A 19,262-nucleotide genomic window follows, 5' to 3' on the forward strand; every position below is an offset into this window, starting at 1 on the left:
CTAGTGTTGCATTAGCGCTTCTATCTGTTCAATGGTCTTTGGTGCATCTGCGGTTAGGTTCTCAAAGCCATCTTCGGTGACAAGTAAATCGTCTTCAATACGAATACCTATTCCTTTATATTTTTCAGGAACTTCAGCATCCTCATCAAAATACAGTCCAGGTTCGATAGTTAATACCATTCCCGGTTCAAAAGGCCTATCAGCCTCATCTAGTTTGTACTCACCGACATCATGTACATCTAAGCCTAACCAATGCCCTAAACCATGCATGTAAAACGCTTTGCATGCTTGGTTTTCCATTAGTGTATCTAAATCTCCAGCCAATATTCCGAGCTGGATCAAACCTTGTGTCATTACTTTCATTGCAGCTTGGTTAGCCTTGACCAAAGTACCACCAGGTTTAACGTGCTCAAATGCAGCACGTTGTGCTTTTAAAACCAATTCATACACTTGCTTTTGCGCGTTACTAAAGCGCCCTGAAACCGGAAAAGTGCGAGTAATATCTGCCGCATATCCTTCCAGCTCACACCCTGAATCAATCAGTATTAAATCGCCACTTTTTAACACATCGCTATTTTCGGTGTAATGTAAAATATTGGCATTGTTACCAGAACCGACGATGGTTCCATAAGCTGGATGACGCGCGCCATTCATCGCATAGTGGTGGTGCAGTTCCGCCTCTAATTGGTATTCGGTTGCACCCGCTTTGGCAAAGGCCATAGCCCGTTTATGAGCTTCACAGCTTATTTTTGCAGCCTTACGCATCACCGCGATTTCCGCTTCTGATTTAAACAGACGCATTTCATGTACCAATGGGCGAATGTCTTTAATTATCTCTGGAGCTCGATAGCCTTTTTTCGGCGCGCCGCGCAAAGTGCTCAATAACGACCAAATTTTGTCATCAAAGTCATTGTACGTTCCTTGGCCGTAATACAACACGCGCTTTGTGTTGACGAGTAATTGCAGTTGCTCATCAAGCTCACTTAATGGGTAGCTGTTATCAAATAAGTACTGCTCTTTTGCCTGTTCAAAACCAACGCGCCGACCATGCCAAATTTCAGCTATTTTGTCTTTATTTCTGCAAAATAAATGACTGCTGACTTGTTCATCTCGGTCTTTACACAAAACCAATACGGCATCAGGTTCATTGAACCCCGTTAAATAGTAAAAATCGCTGTCTTGACGAAAAGGAAATTCAGTGTCGCGGCTGCGCGTCAACTCAACCGCCGCAGGGATCACCGCGACTGCGTTCTTATCTAACTGTGATAACAAACGTGTTCTACGTTGTAAAAACTCTTTTGTTTCAATCATTAGTGTATTGTCTTCGAAGTTGTAGTCAGGTCTTTGCCCATTTCAGCAAAACATAGCATGGCTGATACTCGGATATATTCAATTATCTCATGAAGGGCTTGTTGGTCTTCTTCGGTGTCATCAAAATGCGTATCAAGCTTGGTTATTTCCGTAAAATCACTGATCACTTCTTTTACATCAACAGATAACTTTCCGTAATCTTTTTGCTTCAAACCAAATCCTAATAAGAACCCCGATACCCAGCCAACTAATGCATTGGCTTGATCTATCAAGGACTCATCTTCACTCGGTAAAAATAACTCAAAGTGAAATTCATCATCACTGAAATGCTCAACAACATGTTTATACATCTTGGCGAAGAACTGTTTTAGCTCTTCTTGAAAAGCTTGCCCTTCGTTGAATACATCACTTAATAACCCGAGGTACTCTTTTTCTTCAATATTTAAACCACATGCCAACAAACCACTGATGGCACCATGTACTTCCGCTGGGGCAATATAAATATCGTGTTTTTCAAGCAGTAGTTGTGCTTGGACGTAATCGTTTAATTCACTCATCAGTTCGACTTTTTTTGGCATGTTTACACTTAATGCTAACACCGCAAGTATAGCAACTCCAAACAATTGTATGCTTTGGAATAAAAATCAACCACCTATATTACTATAGCGAATAAAAACCAAGCAAACGCACAACTATTTGCGTTTTATGGTTTCGGCCGGGCGTTATGTTTTATATACTGAAGGTGTTCCCTAGCTCGTAGGACAGCAGATTAAGTCCCTGAGCCGATAAATTTTATTTAGGAATGTAGTTTGCTTACTTTTGCGCAAGCTCGGCATGTACCGAGAAGCCTACGGTGAGCTGTTGCGTTCCGCCTTGAACCTCAGGGTTCAAGGGCTGACATCCGCATCCGCGTCGCCGGGGAACATCCACTTCTCTTATATTTTAAAGTATCAATATCCTCAATAAGTTAAGCAATTCAACTTCATGATCCCAAAAAACAAAAAACCCCACAATAGTGAGGCTTTTTATCTCTTTTACCTGTGGTTTGCACACCACAAATTGTAATTAAAGTCCTGCGCGCTCTTTAATTACAGCGATGATTGGAGAACCACCGTGACCGTTTCCTTCAGCCCATGCGATATCCGCTCCATCTTCTAAAGCGCTTTTTGGTAGGTTTTTAACAATAAACTCACCAGTATCCGCAGCGTTGCTCGCTATCGCGTGGCGCAGTAAATTATTGCCATTACACTGTATCGCATCAAATACGTTACGGATTTTAACACGTGAACTTTTCAGTTTTTTACGTAGAGCGCTTTTATCATCAGCAGCAACATACTCACACAGAGACACAGCTAACTGTTCATCAGCACTCGCTTTTTGACTAAATGCTAAAGAAGCTGCACATAAAGAAACAGACACAAGCACAGTAGTTAATTTCATTCCAAACACCCTCTAATACTTTCTTCGTACCCCAAAAGGAGTGTAATTGTACCAAGCTGCACAAATTTTAGCAATAAACTCATAGTTTTTTCTTTAGAGTTACGAACTTATGACTATGTAGATTATGCTCATTGGCACTTAAAGTCTGCTCTTCGATGACTTCCCACTGCCCGACTTTTGTATAGTCCGGAAAGCAGGTATCTCCGGCTACATCTAAGTCAATAAAGGTCAAATATAAGCGCTCACACATGGGTAAAAATTGTTCATAAATATTGCCGCCACCAATAATCATGACTTCTTCCACATCGCCAATAAGCTCTAATGCAGCTTGAGGTGAGCTTACAACCTCAATGCCTTGGGCTGAGTAACTTTCGCTTCGCGTGATCACTATGTTTCGTCGTCCAGGCAATGGACGACCTATCGATTCAAATGTTTTCCTGCCCATAACAACGGGTTTGTTCAGCGTAACCCTTTTAAAATGCTTCAGATCAGAGGGTAAATGCCATGGCATTTTATTGTCTTGCCCTATCACTCGGTTATTCGCCATTGCCGCAATCATGGAAATTATCACATCAAACCTCATTAATGATTTAGTATTAAAAAAGGGCCAAATAGCCCTTAATTACAAAAATAATTGTATCTTATCTTTCGTAGATCACTTCGACATCATAGTCGTCGTCATCCCAATCGTCGTCCCAATCATCATCATTGACTTCTTTGGTTGCCTTACGATGATAAGTATCCCACTTAAATTCAACTTCTTCTTGTTCAACCTCAGCCTCAAACTTATCTTTTGGCATACTTTCAAGTAAATCCATGATGTCATAGCAAAGAGCTTGAGTGTTGTGTTTGTTAATTGCTGAAATACGATAGACCGTGTCAGCATCTAGTTCACTGGCGATACGCTCACACAGCGCTTCGACTTCATCTTCTGGAACTAAATCAATTTTATTAAGTACTAACCAGCGAGGTTTATCTGCTAATTTAGGGCTATATTGATGAAGCTCGTTGATGATAGCGAATGCATTATCAACGGGATCGGTACCATCTACTGGCATCACATCCACGATATGTAACAATACACGGCAACGCTCTAAGTGTTTTAAAAAGCGTATACCTAAACCCGCGCCCTCTGATGCCCCCTCTATTAGTCCAGGAATATCAGCTATCACAAATGATTTGCCCGACTCTGGTCTCACTACACCCAGGTTTGGAATCAATGTTGTAAATGGGTAATCGGCGACTTTTGGTTTCGCTGCCGATACGCTGCGGATAAAGGTAGATTTTCCAGCATTAGGTAACCCTAACAAGCCCACATCAGCAAGTAGCATTAACTCAAGCTTTAAGTTGCGAACTTCCCCCGGAGTGCCTAGGGTTTTTTGGCGTGGTGCTCGGTTCACACTGGATTTAAAACGTGTATTACCCAAGCCATGGAAGCCACCTTTTGCAACTAATAGCTTCTGTCCATGTTGTGTTAAGTCCCCCAAAGACTCTTCTGTATCAACGTCCGTCACTCTTGTACCAACTGGCACTTTCAAGAATAAGTCACTGCCTTTTTTACCAGTACAATTGCGAGATTGGCCATTTGTGCCACGTTCAGCTCTATGAAAACGCTCAAATTGGTAGTCAACTAAGGTATTCCAGCTCTCATCTGCTAGCAGATATACACTGCCACCATCCCCACCATCACCGCCATCAGGGCCGCCATCAGGGACATATTTTTCGCGACGAAATGACACAATGCCACTGCCGCCATCGCCCGCTTCTGCTCGAATTTCAACTTCATCGACAAACTTCATGGTTACTCTCTTTTGACTGGGGGGATTCTAATACCGAAGTATAATACCTTTACCGCTAAAGCTTTAGTTCTTAGCTACTTTGTACAATAAAAACTAAACTTCACAGATAAAGTAATGCTTTTGACAAACAAAAAACCCCGCCGTAGCGGGGTTTTTTTAATCTTTTACCGATTACTCAGCAACGATGCTAACGTATTTACGGTTTAAAGGACCTTTCTGTTCAAAAACAACTTTACCGTCTGCTTTTGCAAAAATTGTGTGGTCTTTACCGATACCTGCGTTAGTGCCAGCGTGGAACTTAGTACCACGTTGACGAACAATGATGCTACCCGCTAATACTGATTCGCCACCGAAACGTTTAACACCTAAGCGTTTACTTTCTGAATCGCGACCGTTACGAGTACTACCAGCTGCCTTCTTATGTGCCATCTTTCTGTACCTCTAAATTAAGCGCTAATGCCAGTGATTTTAACTTCAGTGAACCATTGACGATGGCCCATCTGCTTACGAGAATGCTTACGACGTCTAAATTTAACGATCTTAATCTTCTCACCGCGACCATGTGAAACAACCTCAGCTGTTACCTTGCCACCGTTTACGAACGGTGCACCGATCTCGATTTTCTCACCATCAGCAACTAGAAGTACTGAATCGAATTCAACTGCTGCACCAGTTTCAACGTCTAATTTCTCTAGACGAATTGTTTGACCTTCAGTCACACGGTGCTGTTTACCACCACTTTGGAAAACCGCGTACATAATTAACTCCGTCTGTGCGCCCTCAAATCGACGCAACTTAATATTCTTCAATAGGGCGCGAAGTTTACGCTAATGCTTGACTACAAGCAAGCCTATTTTTGTATAAAATGAATAAAAAATAACTGTGATGAGGGCGAATCATTATTTTTCGCTAGTTTATCCAAAAACGCCGCTAAACCAAAGCCCTTTTTTACACTTTTAAGACGATTTTAAAAGCTCACAAAACCCCCGTTAAGTTGTCTAAATAATCAACAAGATAAGACAATAAGTTATTTTTTTAGCCAGATTGGGACAAAATATCGAGCTAGTTAAAATTTTGTAGTACACTCGCGCTGTATCTCGTAACTTATTTTTGGCTTGGAGCACAATGGATATCAAAACTATCCAGACGTTAATCGAACCTGATATGCTTAACGTCAATCAACTTATTCACGCACAAATGCAATCCGACGTTGCTTTAGTTAATCAACTAGGACTCTACATTGTTAACAGCGGTGGCAAGCGCATTCGCCCTATGCTCACGTTGCTTACAGCCAAAGCTTTAGAATGCTCAAATAACACCCATATAACGCTTGCAACCATTATCGAATTTATCCATACAGCAACACTTCTTCATGATGATGTAGTTGATGAATCAGCGTTACGCCGAGGCGAGCCGACAGCAAATGCAGAGTTTGGCAATGCTGCAAGTGTGTTAGTTGGGGACTTTATTTATACTCGTTCATTCCAACTAATGGTGGGTTTAAATAACATGCAAGTGATGCAAATACTTGCCGATGCGACTAACGTCATCGCTGAAGGGGAAGTATTGCAACTAATGAATTGCAACGACCCAGATACCACAGAAAAAAGTTATATGCAGGTTATATACAGCAAAACGGCCAAGTTATTCGAAGCTGCGACGATGCTACCTGCTGTGGTTTTGGAGTACCCTAACGATGTGCAAGAAGCTTTAAAGTTGTATGGAATGCATTTAGGCACCGCGTTTCAACTGGTAGATGACGTACTCGATTACAGTGCAAATGCTGAGCAAATGGGTAAAAACCTTGGTGATGATCTTGCTGAAGGAAAACCGACATTACCGCTTATTTATGCCATGCAGCACGGTTCTGAGAAACAAGTGGCGCAAATCAGAGAGGCAATTGAAACGGGTAATGGCATGACCTACTTGGAAGATATTCTTGCGACGCTTGAACAAACTAAAGCGTTGGATTTTGCCATGGACAAAGCCAAAAACGAAGCCCAAAAAGCGATCAGCCATCTCGCGTTTTTACCAGACTCACCATACAAACAAGCTTTGATAGCATTAGCTGAACTGTCAGTGGCCAGAGACCATTAATAATTACGAATAAAGTATTAAAAAGCCGCTATTGCGGCTTTTTAATATCCTATACCCTTAGAGCTATTTTTGCTCTGGTGGGCGATAGCCTTCTATTTCTACTTCTTTATTTTCAAATAAGAAGCCTACCATTTGTTCCTCTAGTAGTGCTCTATGTTCTGGATCCATCATATTCAAATGCTTTTCATTTATTAGCATGGTTTGCTTATGCTGCCACTGCTGCCAAGCTTCCTTTGAAATATTGTTAAAAATCTTTTCACCAATTTCACCGGGGTATAGCTGAAAGTCTAAACCTGGGGCTTCTTTTTGTAGCTTTTGACAAAAAACAGTACGTGCCATAATTTTTCCACATCAAATTAAAATCTAATGTCGTTAGTCTAACTCATTGCGCTTAGGACTTTAACCAACTTTTTAGTAGGTGCTGCCAACCCAACTTCTGCATATTCATCTAAGTCATACCAAATAATTGGTTGCTCATGTGCAAAGTCAGGAATTGCAGCCAACTTATAAACCAGCGGATGAATGGTTAACTCGAAGTGAGTAAATATATGGATAAATGATTGCAGTGAATGTTGCTGCCCTTGCAATCCATGTTGAGCGATAAACTGCTCGACTTGTTCAAGTGTCTGAAACTCAAAAAAACCAAACAAGCCCCCCCAGATGCCAGCATTGGGTCTTTTCTCCATCAGTAGCTTGTTTTCGGCATTAACGATTAAATGATATGCCTGCTTTTTCGGTTTTTCTTTTTTAGGCTTGGGATTTGGAAATGCTTTAACTTTATTATGCTTATAAGCTAAACACTGCTCCACTAAGGGGCAAGCTTTACAATTAAAATTACTCCTTGAGCAGTGACTCGCACCTAAATCCATCATTGCCTGATTAAATTCTGTGACATTATTTTTGGGTGTAAGCGTATCACTTAGCGCCCAAAGCTGTTTTTCTACCCCCTTAACGCCATACCAGCCCTGTACCATGAAAAAACGTGCTAATACTCTTTTGACATTACCATCTAAAATCGGATGATGCTGACCCAACGCTAAAGATAAAATAGCTCCAGCTGTCGAACGGCCGATACCAGGCAATGCCATAACCTGTTCCAAGGTTTGCGGGAACTGACCGTTATACTCTGTTACTACTATTTTTGCAGTTTTGTGTAGATTTCGAGCCCTTGCGTAATAGCCAAGTCCCGTCCAATGATGAAGTACTTCATCCTCCGGCGCCTCAGCCAACACCTCAATGGTAGGAAAGCGAGCCATAAAGCGTTCAAAGTAAGGAATGACCGTTACAACCTGAGTTTGTTGTAACATAACCTCTGATATCCATACTTTGTAGGGGGTTTTACCTAATTGCCAAGGCAAACTCTTACGCCCATGTAGGTTATACCAATTGACGACTTGATCGGCGAACCATTTCGCCTGCTCACTAGATACCTGCATTAACCACACTATTCATTAATTTATTTCTAGGGCGCCAGTGTATGGCGCTTTTAAAAACAGTCAAGCTATTGTACTTGGGCCAATGAATAGGGATAATGTGCGCCCGTTTTTTACACCGCAGAAATGATTATGAGTGAATCGAGCAAAACCGCGCTGGAACAAGCACAGCAAGAAGGTAAATATATCCGCAAAGTACGCAGCTTTGTAAAACGTGAAGGCCGTTTAACCAAAGGGCAAGATGCTGCTATTGAAAAGTGCTGGCCAACCATGGGCTTAGTGCATAGCCAAGGAATGCTCGATTTCTCAAAAGTGTTTGGTAATGACAACGATGTAGTGTTAGAGATCGGTTTCGGTATGGGTAAGTCGCTAGTAGAAATGGCCAAGAATGCACCAAACCTTAACTTTATTGGTATTGAAGTACACCGCCCAGGTGTTGGCGCCTGCCTAATGGAAGCTGATGAACAGCAAGTAACAAACTTACGTGTATTCGAACACGATGCGGTTGAGGTTCTGGCTGATTGTATTGCTGATGAAAGTTTGACAACTATGCAGCTTTTCTTCCCTGACCCTTGGCATAAAAAGCGTCACCACAAACGCCGTATTGTACAACCTGAATTCGTCGAAAGCCTCAGAAAGAAGCTAAAGATTGGTGGTGTTTTTCATATGGCCACTGATTGGGAAAACTATGCAGAACATATGCTAGAAGTTATGCAGTCGGCCCCTGGCTATGAAAATATCTCGACGACAAATGATTACGTTCCGCGTCCTGATAATCGTCCTTTAACTAAGTTTGAACAACGCGGTCATAGGCTTGGCCACGGTGTTTGGGATCTTATGTTTAAGCGTGCCAAATAACCTTTTGGTTTTTAAAACTATTTGGGCCTTATGAAAGGCCCTTTAATATGAGTAATTATGAGTAAGTTAACAAACCCCAGTCTGTTGCTACTTCGCAACGAAGAAGAGTTACATGGCAACAACATTTTGGTCATCAACACAAACCGAGATGGTTTTTTAGCTGAGCTGACCAAGCTTAATCCCAACGCCACGATTAACGCCTTTAGTTATAATGTGGCGGATCATAATGACTCTTGTAAGTATCCCAACATCAATAGTTACGTGGATCATAGTTTGCCGTCTCTTAGCGACTTGGATTTAATTATTTACTATTATCCAAAGTCTAAGCCTGAGGCATTGATGATGCTTGATAACATCAGGGCTATCGCAAACAAAAATACCCGTTTATTGGTTGTTGGCGATAATAAAGGTGGTGTTAAATCAGTCGAAAAGCAGCTGAAGCCTTTCGCTGCGCAGTTTTATAAACTAGAGAGTGCTAAACACTGTGTACTCTATGAGTTCTCTGAACTGGCAGTAAACCCTAACTTTGATATAGCACAGTACCACACCAAATTTAGTGTAAGCGTTGCACAGAAAACCTTCGATGTAATGAGTGTGCCCGGCGTATTTAATCACGGAAAGCTCGATGTAGGAACTGAGTTGCTGCTTAAAAACATCACAGTACCATATAAAGGCAAAGTTCTAGATTTTGGTTGTGGCGCAGGTATCATTGCAACTTTTCTAGGCTCACAACAAAGTGAGCTTAGGCTCTTTTGTTCCGATGTCAGTGCGCTCGCTATATACGCCACACAGCAAACATTGGCACTAAACGGGCTAACCGCAGACTGTATACTTAGTGACGGTTTGCAAGAGGTGAGCGGTCAATTCAATCTAATCATCAGCAACCCTCCTTTTCATACTGGTATTGCTACCGATTATGGTATTGCCGAACGCTTTTTAGAACAAACTAAAGGCTTTATGAAACCAAGCGGGCAAGTACAAATTGTTGCCAATAACTTTTTAAAGTACCCGCCGATTCTCGAACAACAGTTTGGTCAATATACTATTCTTGCCAAAAACACTAAATTTACGGTATATCAAGCAACGAAGTGATCTTGTCGCCATAATTGTACATATCATCAAGTCTTATATTGGATAAAATAACATGCAAAGTCAGTGATTTTTTTGTTATTTTATTCAATCTCTTTGCTACACTAGAATGTAGTTCATACCGTTCGACTCTTTTTCGCGCCAAATAAAGCTAATTTGAGTGACTTGTACGCCCTAAGTTGCTTTATGAGTTGCCAACAGTATAGCGAATTAGTATTTGGTAACAGGCTGAATTAAGGCTGATAATGACAAAGCAGGCATCAAAAACAAGTATAAGGAAAGTTTTAATTAGCGCGGTAATGCTCGTTACAGCTCTATGCCTGTCTCTATCTATCTCTATCTCTACTTACCTAGATATCAAAGAGCAACGCCAGTTGATCATTAATAAGCTTGATATGATCGCTGAGATTGTCTCGTTTAACGCACAAATAACGTTGATTTTTGAAGACAGAAAGACGGAAGAAAAGCGCCTAAAGTCATTTAAAGCAGTTGATTTAGTTAAAAATATACACATTTATGATATTGATGATGTAACCAATAAACCAGTCTTTTTTACCAGCTACAACGCCTCTAAAACGCCTCCTGTACCATTAAAAGTCAATAGCATAGAGGAACTCAAGGAACCTAGAATTACCGAAGACTATGTAGAGCTTATCAAACCTGTGATTTACGAAGACAAAATTGAGGGATATGTTTATATTCGTGGCGGTTTAGAGCGTTTAAATGAATATATAAATACCAAAATATTGGTTGATATCACGTTAACTCTTTTTGTCTTGCTTTTAGTACTACTTGTAGCAAGGGGCATTCAACGCCGAATTGCTCGACCAATTGAAGAGCTTTCAATTTTACTGCAAGATGTCTCCAAAAATCACAATTACAGCGCCCGAGCTTCAAGTAGTCACATTGAAGAAATCAACATTCTAGCAAGCAGCTTAAATGTGATGTTAACTCGAACACAGAACCAATTAGAGCGACATCAAGCTGATAAGCTAGAAATTAAAAAGTTAAACCAAAGCCTAGAAGAAAAAGTCAATCAGCGCACGATTGCTCTTCGCGAGGCCAACCAAGAGTTGCTAAATACATTGGAGCGTATGCACCAGTATCAGAACCAAATTGTCGAGAACGAGAAGATGGCATCTTTAGGGCAAATGGTGGCAGGTGTTGCACACGAAGTTAATACACCTATTGGTTTAGGGGTCACAGGCTCCACTCTATTACGAGATAAACTAGCTGATATAAAGGTCGCCTTTGAACAAAAGAACCTCACCTCAAAGCAACTGGAGCGCTTCATTACTGATGGTATTGAAAACCTCGACTTAATCTACAGAAATTTAAACCGTGCCGCCGATTTAATCTCTAGCTTCAAACGTGTCGCGGTCAGTCAAGACCTGGAGTTAAGCTCCGATGTCAATCTAGCGACCCTATTGGATAATATAATAAAGGCGATGAAGCCGGATTTGGTGAGCAAACACCCCACTATTAATATTGATTGCCAAGAAGACTTAGTGATTAGCAGTAAGGCAGGTCCGCTGCAGCAAATATTCGAGCAACTGATATCTAACTCTTTGCTACATGGCTTTACTAGCTCAGAAGGCAATGTAATTGATATAAAAATAGCCAAAGACCAAAACCAGTTGACCATCGAATACAGTGATAATGGTTGTGGTGTATCCAGCTCCATTAAAAAGCGTATCTTTGATCCTTTTGTTACAACACGGCGTGGTGAAGGTGGTAGCGGGTTAGGTATGCACTTAGTGTACAACCTCATTACCCAAGCTTTACACGGTAACATCTCGCTTGATGAAAGTTGTAAAGCAGGCGCTAAATTTATTCTCACACTGCCATTGGGTGAGGTGAACTAATGCGCTTACTAATAACTATTTTATTAATAATTCCATTTTTATCTAGTGCAAAATCACCTGATCAGGTACGTTCAGCATTTTTGTATCAGATGGCTAAATTTATTGAATTCCCTAATCAGCAGACAAAAACGTCTACACGATTTTGTTTTCTAAATATAGATAACGGACCTGGGTTAATTCTAGCTGGAAACCGTAGTTTAAAAATTAGAAACTTACCAATAGAAATAATACAAATTAAAAAGCCAGCAAATTTAGGGGAACTTTCAGAGCTGTGTGATATCACATACATTGATGAAAGTAATGAAGATGATATACTTACCGCTTGGACCGATACAACCCCGCTTGATACGGTGTTTGTGGGGGAGAGCATAGACTTTCTTGAAGGTGGTGGAGTCGCCTCTTTAGTCCAAGAAGGGAGTAAAATACGGCTGTATATTAATAAGCAACAAGTTTCGCAACATAATTTTAAAGTGTTATCAAGACTGCTTGCAGTTTCTAAGTTTCATCCTAATTAATTTTACTTGTTAACAATTAGATATACTCCTATAATCGTAAATATTCGGTTTTATTAGATAGTACCGAATTTCATGTAAATAATATATTCCGAAAAGGTTAATTAATAATGCAAACGCCAGTCATTCTGATTGTAGAGGATGAAGACGTAACTCGCCTGAACCTCGTTAGTTTATTTGAAGCGGAAGGTTACAAAGTAATTGAAGCCATAGATGGCGATGACATGCATGACAAACTGACAACGCATGACGACGTCAACCTTGTTGTTATGGACATCAATCTTCCGGGTAAAAATGGTTTAATTCTCGCTCGTGAATTACGCCAAAAGAGAAACATTGGCCTAATTTTCTTAACAGGCCGTGACAACGATGTCGATCGTATTCTTGGTTTAGAAATTGGTGCTGATGACTATATCACTAAACCATTTAACCCACGTGAGTTAACTATTCGTGCACGTAACCTTATCTCAAGAACAGGGTCTTCTAATGAAGAGTCTTCTCTTGATACTAATGGTGTTATCACGTTCAACGGATGGGAGCTAGACGAAAATAGTCGTTGTCTTACTTCTCCAGCAGGTGAAGCAAAACGTTTACCTAAAGGTGAATACCGCGCATTACGTTTAATGCTCGACTCACCAGGTCGTATCTTTAGTCGCGAACAGTTAATTAAGCATATGACTGGTCGTGAACTTCGTGCTAATGACCGTACTGTAGATGTAACAATTCGTCGTATCAGAAAACACTTTGAAAGCGACAGTAATACTTCTGAACTGATCAGCACCATTCATGGTGAGGGCTATCGCTTTATTGGAAAGATTGATAGCTAATAGATCAATGGTTTCAGGGAGTTTTGCAATTATTGAGTAAGGGGCTTATCAGCCCCTTATTTTTATGCCTCATTCTGGTTCGCAGCCAACTGTTCGATAGCCTGCGCTAACAATGACTGCCCCAGCTCGATTTTCTCCTCTAGCTGTTCAAGCCACATACTCAGCACTTGTGTATCTACTAGCTCTGCGTCCAGCTCCATTTTCTTAGCATGTAATTGCACCTGATTTAACCCCACCGAGCCTGCTGCACCTTTTAATTTGTGGGCAACAGATGCATATTCTTCAATATCCTTGCTCTCAAGTGCGTCTCGTAATTCTGTGCAATACTTAGGATTGAGTGTTTTAAATAATCGCGCGCTGCGTTTGAACGCATCAACTCCCATTGAGTCCATAAAGTCAGTTATGGTTTCAATATCTAGCTCATGCTGTTGCTGTTCGCTAAATGAAACTTTGCCTAGATGCTCTTTGGCACTGTTTTGTTTAGCATCGATACCAAACAAGTCTGCTAACATTCGATCTAAACGTGTTGTATTGATAGGCTTTGCTAGAGCTCCCTGTATGCTAATACCTTCTAGTTCTTGTTCTGCGCTGCGAACATTCGCTGTTAGTGCAACAATAGGAAGGTTATCGTAGTGACTATCCGCACGTATTTCCTTGGCAACTTGATCTCCATTAATATCTGGTAACTGCATATCGAGCAGTATTAGATCTAAGTCATCTTCCGTTGCAACCAAAGACAAGGCGTCTTCACCAGTCTCAGCCCAAATGACTTCATGTCCACGCTGCTCTAAAAGGTTTGTTGCAATTTCAGCGTTAAGTGGCACATCTTCAACTAAGAGAATATAAAGGCTTCTACCTGCATAGCTTTGCTGTTTGGGAGCACTACAAAGAGTCAATGGAATATCAACATCAAAACGACTCCCCTGACCTTCTATACTACTAACTCTAATTTGGCCTTTCATCGCTAACACTAACGCTTTAGTAACAGCCAGGCCTATTCCTGAACCTATGGCATTCGCCCCAGTCAAGTCAGGTGCTTTATAATACATGTCAAAAATACGTTCTTGCTGATCACTTGGGATACCCAGACCAGTATCAATAACACTGATTGCTAACCAAGGCCCCGTCTCTTTGTTTTCACGTCGGCACTCTAGTGTTACTCCACCCTTATGAGTAAATTTAACTGCGTTGTTTATCAGGTTCCATAGCACCTGGCGCAAACGTGTTGGGTCTAGTAACGCGTAAACATCTAGCATACCGGAGCGATTAATGGTGAAGTCCAGCCCCTTTTGATCAGCTATCAAGCCCGCAAAGTTAACTACATCGTTTATAAAATCAGATACATTAATACTGTCAGTTGCTATATCTAACTGCTCCCTATCAATCTTATCTAAGTCTATAATATCATTAAAAATATTACCGAGCGTTTCTGCACTTGAGAATATGGTATTACACCAACTTTTCTGCTGCTGAGACAATTCAGTATCCAATAACATGCGCGTTAAGCCTACTATCCCGTTTAATGGCGTTCGTAACTCATGGCTTAATGTTGCGATAAATTTGCCTTTATCTTTGTAGGCTGTTTCGAGAGCTTGTTCTGCTTCTTTACGACTGGTGATATCACGGCCAAATGCCAGCAAACCTATATATTGGCCGTTGTCATTTATAAAGGGTAACTTACGCATTTCGAACCAGCGGTTTTCATCATTAACAGGATACTCAACATCCAAGGTAATTGGCTTATGCGTTGTTGAAACTTCAGTATCGGTTCGCAATACTTCTGGAAGAAAGTTTTGAGGATAAATTTGCTCAACTGAGCGACCAATTAACTCTTCACTTGGTTTGCCAATAACAAGCTCAAACATCTTATTACAACCAGCAAAAACACCATTTTCATCTCGATAGTAGAATAAGTCGGGTGAGGAGTCGACGATAGAGCGCAGTAACATACCTTGTTGAGCTAATTCTTGTTGTGTTTTCTTACGCTCTGCTATTTCTTTGCGAAGTTCTTCTATCGCGCGATGTTTGGCATGTAACGCCATTTTACGCTCATCAATCTCGTTGTTTAAGCGATTGATGTTGTCTTTTAGGGTTTGGTTAAGTAACTTCTCTTGTTTAGTTGCCGACTCAAGATAGCTTTTAGAGTCTTCCAATTGCCTCATTGCGTGGATTAATATTGAGATCAACACGGGTGACGTGACGGCTGAAAAAAACATGACCGCCAAGACATCGACAATTTTTATCTCGCCTAATGCAACGTAATAAAACATACAAGACAAGATCAGTGCTATCAGCAATATGAATATATAACACAAAAAGCTCGCAGGCTTTGCACCATATTTATTAACTAAGTTAGCTAACACGCGGGCCCAAGGGCCAAAAGAAGAATCTATCATAGTCACCATATACCCCATTCACTCGCACATTATACGCAAGCGACACCAAGATGCGAACTATCCTTTTTGTTAAAATCTGCGCAATATACACTGTAATATCTTTTGCACAATTTCATTTTTTCTACCGCTTAAGAGCAATTCTTATAGGGGCAACCCGTTCGATTATAGTGTAATATGCACGCTTTTAATCGTCGTGACTATGAGGGTTTAGATGCAAACCATAATGCCAGATATTGCAGATACCGCCGAAGCCTTGCAAACCGGCACCTTAAATTGGGTCGGCATGGGTGATATCGAACTACCTTTATTATTTGCTAGCAAAGGATTAAACGATATCACTGTCACTGCTAAAGCTGATGCATTTGTAAATTTACAAAACGAGCAAGCAAAAGGCATTCATATGTCTCGCTTATTCTTAGCTTTAGATACCTTATCTTGTGAACAAACATTAACACCTAAAACTTTAAAGCAAGTACTGGATAGCTTCGTGAGTAGCCATCAGGGATTGAGCAACGCGGCAAAAGTCGTACTAACTTTTGAACTGCCTTTGCGTCGCACATCTTTACTGAGTCAAAAACAAGGCTGGAAAAGCTACCCTGTGACCATCACAGGCACATTGCAAGATGACCAATTTCAGTTGGAGCTTGCTGTAGATGTTACCTATTCTTCTACTTGTCCCTGTTCTGCGGCACTGGCTAGGCAGTTAATCCAACAAGCTTTTAGTGAACAATTTTCACAGCATTCGCTTACTTTTGATGAAGTGCATCAATGGCTTGGTAGTACTGAAGGTATCGTTGCAACGCCTCATTCTCAACGTAGTATCGCTAATATCAAAGTAAAGCTAGCGCCTGATAGTCAAGAGTTTGACATTCTAGCCGTGATAAATAGCGTTGAACATGAACTGAAAACACCTGTTCAAGCCGCAGTCAAAAGAGAAGATGAACAAGAGTTTGCGCGCCTTAACGGTCAAAATTTGATGTTCTGTGAAGATGCAGCAAGAAAGCTAAAAGCATTATTTGAGGCGTCTCACTATCTAGACTATTACATCAAAATTAATCACTATGAGTCTCTACATGCACACGATGCAGTGGCATATGCAGTTAAAGGCTTACCTCACGGTTATCAAGTTTAAAAAATAAATACATAGAACACTCCTAAACAGGCATGACATTTGCTTATTAACTGTAAATTGTCAAATTGTTGTTGTGGAGTGTTTTATGGAATTTGCTTTATTATCAATATTAGCACTTGTAGTTGTAGCTTCCGTAGTCGCTGCGAAGTATACCGATGCAGGTGGTAACCCTTACCCATTTAATAAAAAAGATTCTGTTTTTAGCACCGTAGAAGCTTCTTTTCTCACTTTACTGGAAAGAGCCGTGGGCGATCGTTTTAAGATTGTGAGTCGAGTCAAATTAATTGACTTAATTGAATGTAAACCAGGTCTTTCTGATAAAGCGCGTCGTGCCGCACTAATCAAAGCTAAAAATAAACAGCTCGATTATGTGCTGGTTGATAAAGATACGCTTAAAATTATGGCTGCTGTGGATTTGGTCAACAACGCTAATAAAAGCGGACATAAAGCGCAACGTGACTGGTTTGTCAGTGGCGCGCTAGAATCTGCAGGCATTCCTCATATTCGAATGAAAGTCAAAGCAGGATATAAATCATCAGAAGTACGCAGTGCTATTTTGTTTAAGCTCGGCAAAAATGCCAAAACATCTAAGCCACTTCGCAACCGAACAGAGAAGCCTGCGGTGCTGTCGCCTTCGCAAGCCAAGGCACAGTCAACTCAATTGGCTGAAATATAAAACTTCAAACATACCTAAAAGCGAGCCATAGGCTCGCTTTTTCATATCTTGACCTAATGATGAAATTCGCATTTGTAGCGTGCTCAGGTATACTATGACGCAAATTTTTTGAGGAATATTTATCATGAATATCGGTATTATTGGCGCAATGGAGCCTGAAGTTGCAATCCTGCGAGAAGCCATTCAAAACAAACAGCAAATGAATAAAGGTGGCTTTACTTTCTACACAGGTGATCTTGCCGGTCACAAAGTGACATTGGTGCAGTCTGGCATTGGTAAAGTTGCCGCAACCGTTGCTACTACCCTTCTGATTGACAACTTTAAACCAGATTGTGTTATCAATACCGGCTCTGCGGGTGGTTTCGAACCGAGTTTAAACGTAGGCGATGTGGTTATTTCCGATGAAGTAAAACACCATGACGTTGATGTAACCGCATTTGGCTATGAAATCGGCCAAGTCCCGCAAATGCCAGCGGGTTTTAAAGCCCACCCTGCGCTTATCGAAGCTGCGAAGCAAAGTGTTGCCAGCCTTGCCGATACTCAAACCATGACAGGTTTAATTTGTACAGGCGACTCATTCATGTGTGATCCGGTACGAATTGACAAAGCACGCGCTGATTTTCCAACAATGCTAGCAGTAGAAATGGAAGGGGCTGCGATTGCACAAGCATGTCATGTGCTTGATACTCCATTTGTGGTGATCCGTTCTCTTTCTGACATCGCGGGTAAAGAGTCACCACAATCATTCGAAGAATATCTTGAAGTTGCCTCAATTAACTCTTCAAAGCTCGTCACCGCTTTACTTGAAAAGTTAACTAACGTCACGCTTTAAGATGATGCTAGAACTCATGCAAGCCCATCAGGGCTTGCTGATATTCGTCCTTTCGCTCAGTGCGGCGCACCTGTTACCACTGCAACGAAGTTATCACCCCAATACCGTTGTATTATTGGTTTTTAAAGGTATTGCCCAAAGAGTCTACCAAAGTCAAGCCCCGTCTAGTTATCTTGCTTTGAGTGGCACACTCGCATTTGTATTACCGGTATTGACCATTGTCATTTTGTGCTTTTTACTGGCACAGTTCGCCTATTACCCCAACTGGCTAGGCGGTTTAGTCCTGTATTTATGCTTAGATACCCGTATCAACACGCGTGCCAAGCGCATTGCAACCTTACTCAAACAAGGGCAAAAATCCACTGCTAGGCAGCTTTTACAAGGAGTGGTAGCACGCGACGTTTCGCAACTATCAAAAGTAGGTATCGCCAAAGCATGTATTGATAGCACCAGCTTGCGCACTATCAGGCATTATTATGTGATTATCATATTCTATTTATTCCTTGGCCCCATTGCAGCCCTGAGCTACAAGCTATTGCTACTTTGTGATCATGCATGGCGTGACTGTATTAAACCTAATAGTCGGTTTCTTGCACCATTAAAGCATACGATTTATTTCACCGAATGGCTGCCGCTAAGAGCCTTTGTACTACTGATGGCTCTCTTCCTTAACCCTAAAAAAGTCGCCCATTACATCAAACACTATGCACGCTACTTTTATCAGCGAAACAGTGGTTGGATTTTAGCGTTATTTGCTGCCAATTTAAGGGTTCAATTGGGTGGCCCCTGTTTTTATCTCGAACAACGCTTTGAAAAAATGCGCCTCGGAATTGAGCGTCATCCTGAACCCGAAGACATAGATGCTTTACTTGGCTTATTAAAGCGTATTCAAGCCTTCTTTTTATTGCTGGTTGCGCTGTCATGGCTTGCCTATGCACTATCGACAGCAGCCTTAGCATTTTAACGCTTCTTTTCTAAGCTAAGAAATAAAAAAG

General features: G+C 41.1%; 20 protein-coding genes and 1 other RNA gene. 11 read left to right on the top strand and 10 right to left on the bottom strand.

The features are described from left to right. Positions 1–1,311 (bottom strand): Xaa-Pro aminopeptidase, encoded by a 1,311-nt coding sequence (gene pepP, locus BIW53_RS17695; RefSeq protein ID WP_070993345.1) that lies wholly within the window; start codon positions 1,309–1,311, stop codon positions 1–3. Further along, the gene (locus BIW53_RS17700; protein ID WP_070993513.1) at positions 1,311–1,868 is read right to left on the bottom strand and encodes a UPF0149 family protein; all 558 of its coding nucleotides are present in this window, start codon (positions 1,866–1,868) and stop codon (positions 1,311–1,313) included. The genes pepP and BIW53_RS17700 overlap by 1 nt, the downstream gene beginning before the upstream one ends. Positions 1,869–2,054: 186 nt before the next feature. Between BIW53_RS17700 and ssrS the strand changes: the two genes are divergently transcribed. Next, positions 2,055–2,237: non-coding RNA, 6S RNA (gene ssrS, locus BIW53_RS17705), on the top strand. Positions 2,238–2,376: 139 nt separating this feature from the next. Here ssrS and BIW53_RS17710 read toward each other — a convergent pair. From BIW53_RS17710 to rplU, 5 genes are all read right to left on the bottom strand, one after another. Further along, entirely contained in the window at positions 2,377–2,751 is a 375-nt protein-coding gene (locus BIW53_RS17710) for a DUF3718 domain-containing protein (RefSeq protein ID WP_070993346.1), read from the bottom strand. 79 nt (positions 2,752–2,830) lie between these two features. Then, positions 2,831–3,322 carry a type 3 dihydrofolate reductase gene (folA, locus tag BIW53_RS17715; protein ID WP_070993347.1) on the bottom strand — a complete coding sequence of 164 codons (492 nt, stop codon included), beginning with the start codon at positions 3,320–3,322 and terminating at the stop codon, positions 2,831–2,833. A 70-nt stretch (positions 3,323–3,392) separates the two neighbouring features. Then, positions 3,393–4,550, bottom strand: coding sequence for an Obg family GTPase CgtA (gene cgtA / locus BIW53_RS17720; RefSeq protein WP_070993348.1), 1,158 nt, complete (start codon positions 4,548–4,550; stop codon positions 3,393–3,395). Positions 4,551–4,721: 171 nt separating this feature from the next. Then, complete coding sequence (gene rpmA / locus BIW53_RS17725) at positions 4,722–4,979, bottom strand: 50S ribosomal protein L27 (protein WP_070993349.1); 258 nt, start codon at positions 4,977–4,979, stop codon at positions 4,722–4,724. Between the two features lie 17 nt (positions 4,980–4,996). After that, the gene (gene rplU, locus BIW53_RS17730) at positions 4,997–5,308 is read right to left on the bottom strand and encodes a 50S ribosomal protein L21 (protein WP_070985693.1); all 312 of its coding nucleotides are present in this window, start codon (positions 5,306–5,308) and stop codon (positions 4,997–4,999) included. Between the two features lie 367 nt (positions 5,309–5,675). On the opposite strand from rplU, the gene ispB reads away from it, so the two are divergent. Next, positions 5,676–6,647: an octaprenyl diphosphate synthase gene (gene ispB, locus BIW53_RS17735; RefSeq protein ID WP_070993350.1), complete on the top strand. Its 972-nt coding sequence runs from the start codon at positions 5,676–5,678 to the stop codon at positions 6,645–6,647. 63 nt (positions 6,648–6,710) lie between these two features. Here the strand turns inward: ispB and BIW53_RS17740 are convergent, their stop codons facing one another. Next, positions 6,711–6,986 (bottom strand): oxidative damage protection protein, encoded by a 276-nt coding sequence (locus BIW53_RS17740; protein WP_070985695.1) that lies wholly within the window; start codon positions 6,984–6,986, stop codon positions 6,711–6,713. Between the two features lie 38 nt (positions 6,987–7,024). Further along, positions 7,025–8,083: an A/G-specific adenine glycosylase gene (gene mutY / locus BIW53_RS17745; protein WP_070993351.1), complete on the bottom strand. Its 1,059-nt coding sequence runs from the start codon at positions 8,081–8,083 to the stop codon at positions 7,025–7,027. Positions 8,084–8,212: 129 nt separating this feature from the next. Here mutY and trmB point away from each other — a divergent pair, with 129 nt between their 5' ends. The 5 genes from trmB (at position 8,213) to arcA (ending at position 13,231) form a co-directional block, all read left to right on the top strand. After that, entirely contained in the window at positions 8,213–8,938 is a 726-nt protein-coding gene (gene trmB, locus BIW53_RS17750) for a tRNA (guanosine(46)-N7)-methyltransferase TrmB (RefSeq protein WP_070993514.1), read from the top strand. A gap of 57 nt (positions 8,939–8,995) precedes the next feature. Next, complete coding sequence (locus BIW53_RS17755) at positions 8,996–10,030, top strand: methyltransferase (protein ID WP_070993352.1); 1,035 nt, start codon at positions 8,996–8,998, stop codon at positions 10,028–10,030. A gap of 242 nt (positions 10,031–10,272) precedes the next feature. Next, positions 10,273–11,892, top strand: a complete 1,620-nt coding sequence (locus BIW53_RS17760; protein WP_070993353.1) for an ATP-binding protein — start codon at positions 10,273–10,275, stop codon at positions 11,890–11,892. After that, the gene (locus BIW53_RS17765; RefSeq protein WP_070993354.1) at positions 11,892–12,407 is read left to right on the top strand and encodes a YfiR family protein; all 516 of its coding nucleotides are present in this window, start codon (positions 11,892–11,894) and stop codon (positions 12,405–12,407) included. The genes BIW53_RS17760 and BIW53_RS17765 overlap by 1 nt, the downstream gene beginning before the upstream one ends. Positions 12,408–12,514: 107 nt before the next feature. Further along, on the top strand, positions 12,515–13,231 hold the full coding sequence (arcA, locus tag BIW53_RS17770) for a two-component system response regulator ArcA (protein ID WP_070993355.1): 717 nt from the start codon (positions 12,515–12,517) through the stop codon (positions 13,229–13,231). A gap of 62 nt (positions 13,232–13,293) precedes the next feature. On the opposite strand, the gene arcB is transcribed toward arcA, so the two are convergent. Next, positions 13,294–15,627, bottom strand: a complete 2,334-nt coding sequence (gene arcB, locus BIW53_RS17775; RefSeq protein WP_070993515.1) for an aerobic respiration two-component sensor histidine kinase ArcB — start codon at positions 15,625–15,627, stop codon at positions 13,294–13,296. Positions 15,628–15,838: 211 nt separating this feature from the next. Here arcB and folE2 point away from each other — a divergent pair, with 211 nt between their 5' ends. The 4 genes from folE2 (at position 15,839) to BIW53_RS17795 (ending at position 19,231) form a co-directional block, all read left to right on the top strand. Then, positions 15,839–16,759 (top strand): GTP cyclohydrolase FolE2, encoded by a 921-nt coding sequence (folE2, locus tag BIW53_RS17780; protein WP_070993356.1) that lies wholly within the window; start codon positions 15,839–15,841, stop codon positions 16,757–16,759. Positions 16,760–16,844: 85 nt separating this feature from the next. Continuing rightward, entirely contained in the window at positions 16,845–17,435 is a 591-nt protein-coding gene (locus tag BIW53_RS17785; protein ID WP_070993357.1) for a DUF2726 domain-containing protein, read from the top strand. A 124-nt stretch (positions 17,436–17,559) separates the two neighbouring features. Continuing rightward, complete coding sequence (gene mtnN / locus BIW53_RS17790; protein WP_070993358.1) at positions 17,560–18,267, top strand: 5'-methylthioadenosine/S-adenosylhomocysteine nucleosidase; 708 nt, start codon at positions 17,560–17,562, stop codon at positions 18,265–18,267. Position 18,268: 1 nt separating this feature from the next. Next, positions 18,269–19,231 (top strand): cobalamin biosynthesis protein CobD/CbiB, encoded by a 963-nt coding sequence (locus BIW53_RS17795; RefSeq protein ID WP_070993359.1) that lies wholly within the window; start codon positions 18,269–18,271, stop codon positions 19,229–19,231. Positions 19,232–19,262 lie beyond the last annotated feature (31 nt).

Origin of the sequence: Pseudoalteromonas byunsanensis (assembly GCF_001854475.1) — a bacterium.
Classification (GTDB): domain Bacteria; phylum Pseudomonadota; class Gammaproteobacteria; order Enterobacterales; family Alteromonadaceae; genus Pseudoalteromonas; species Pseudoalteromonas byunsanensis.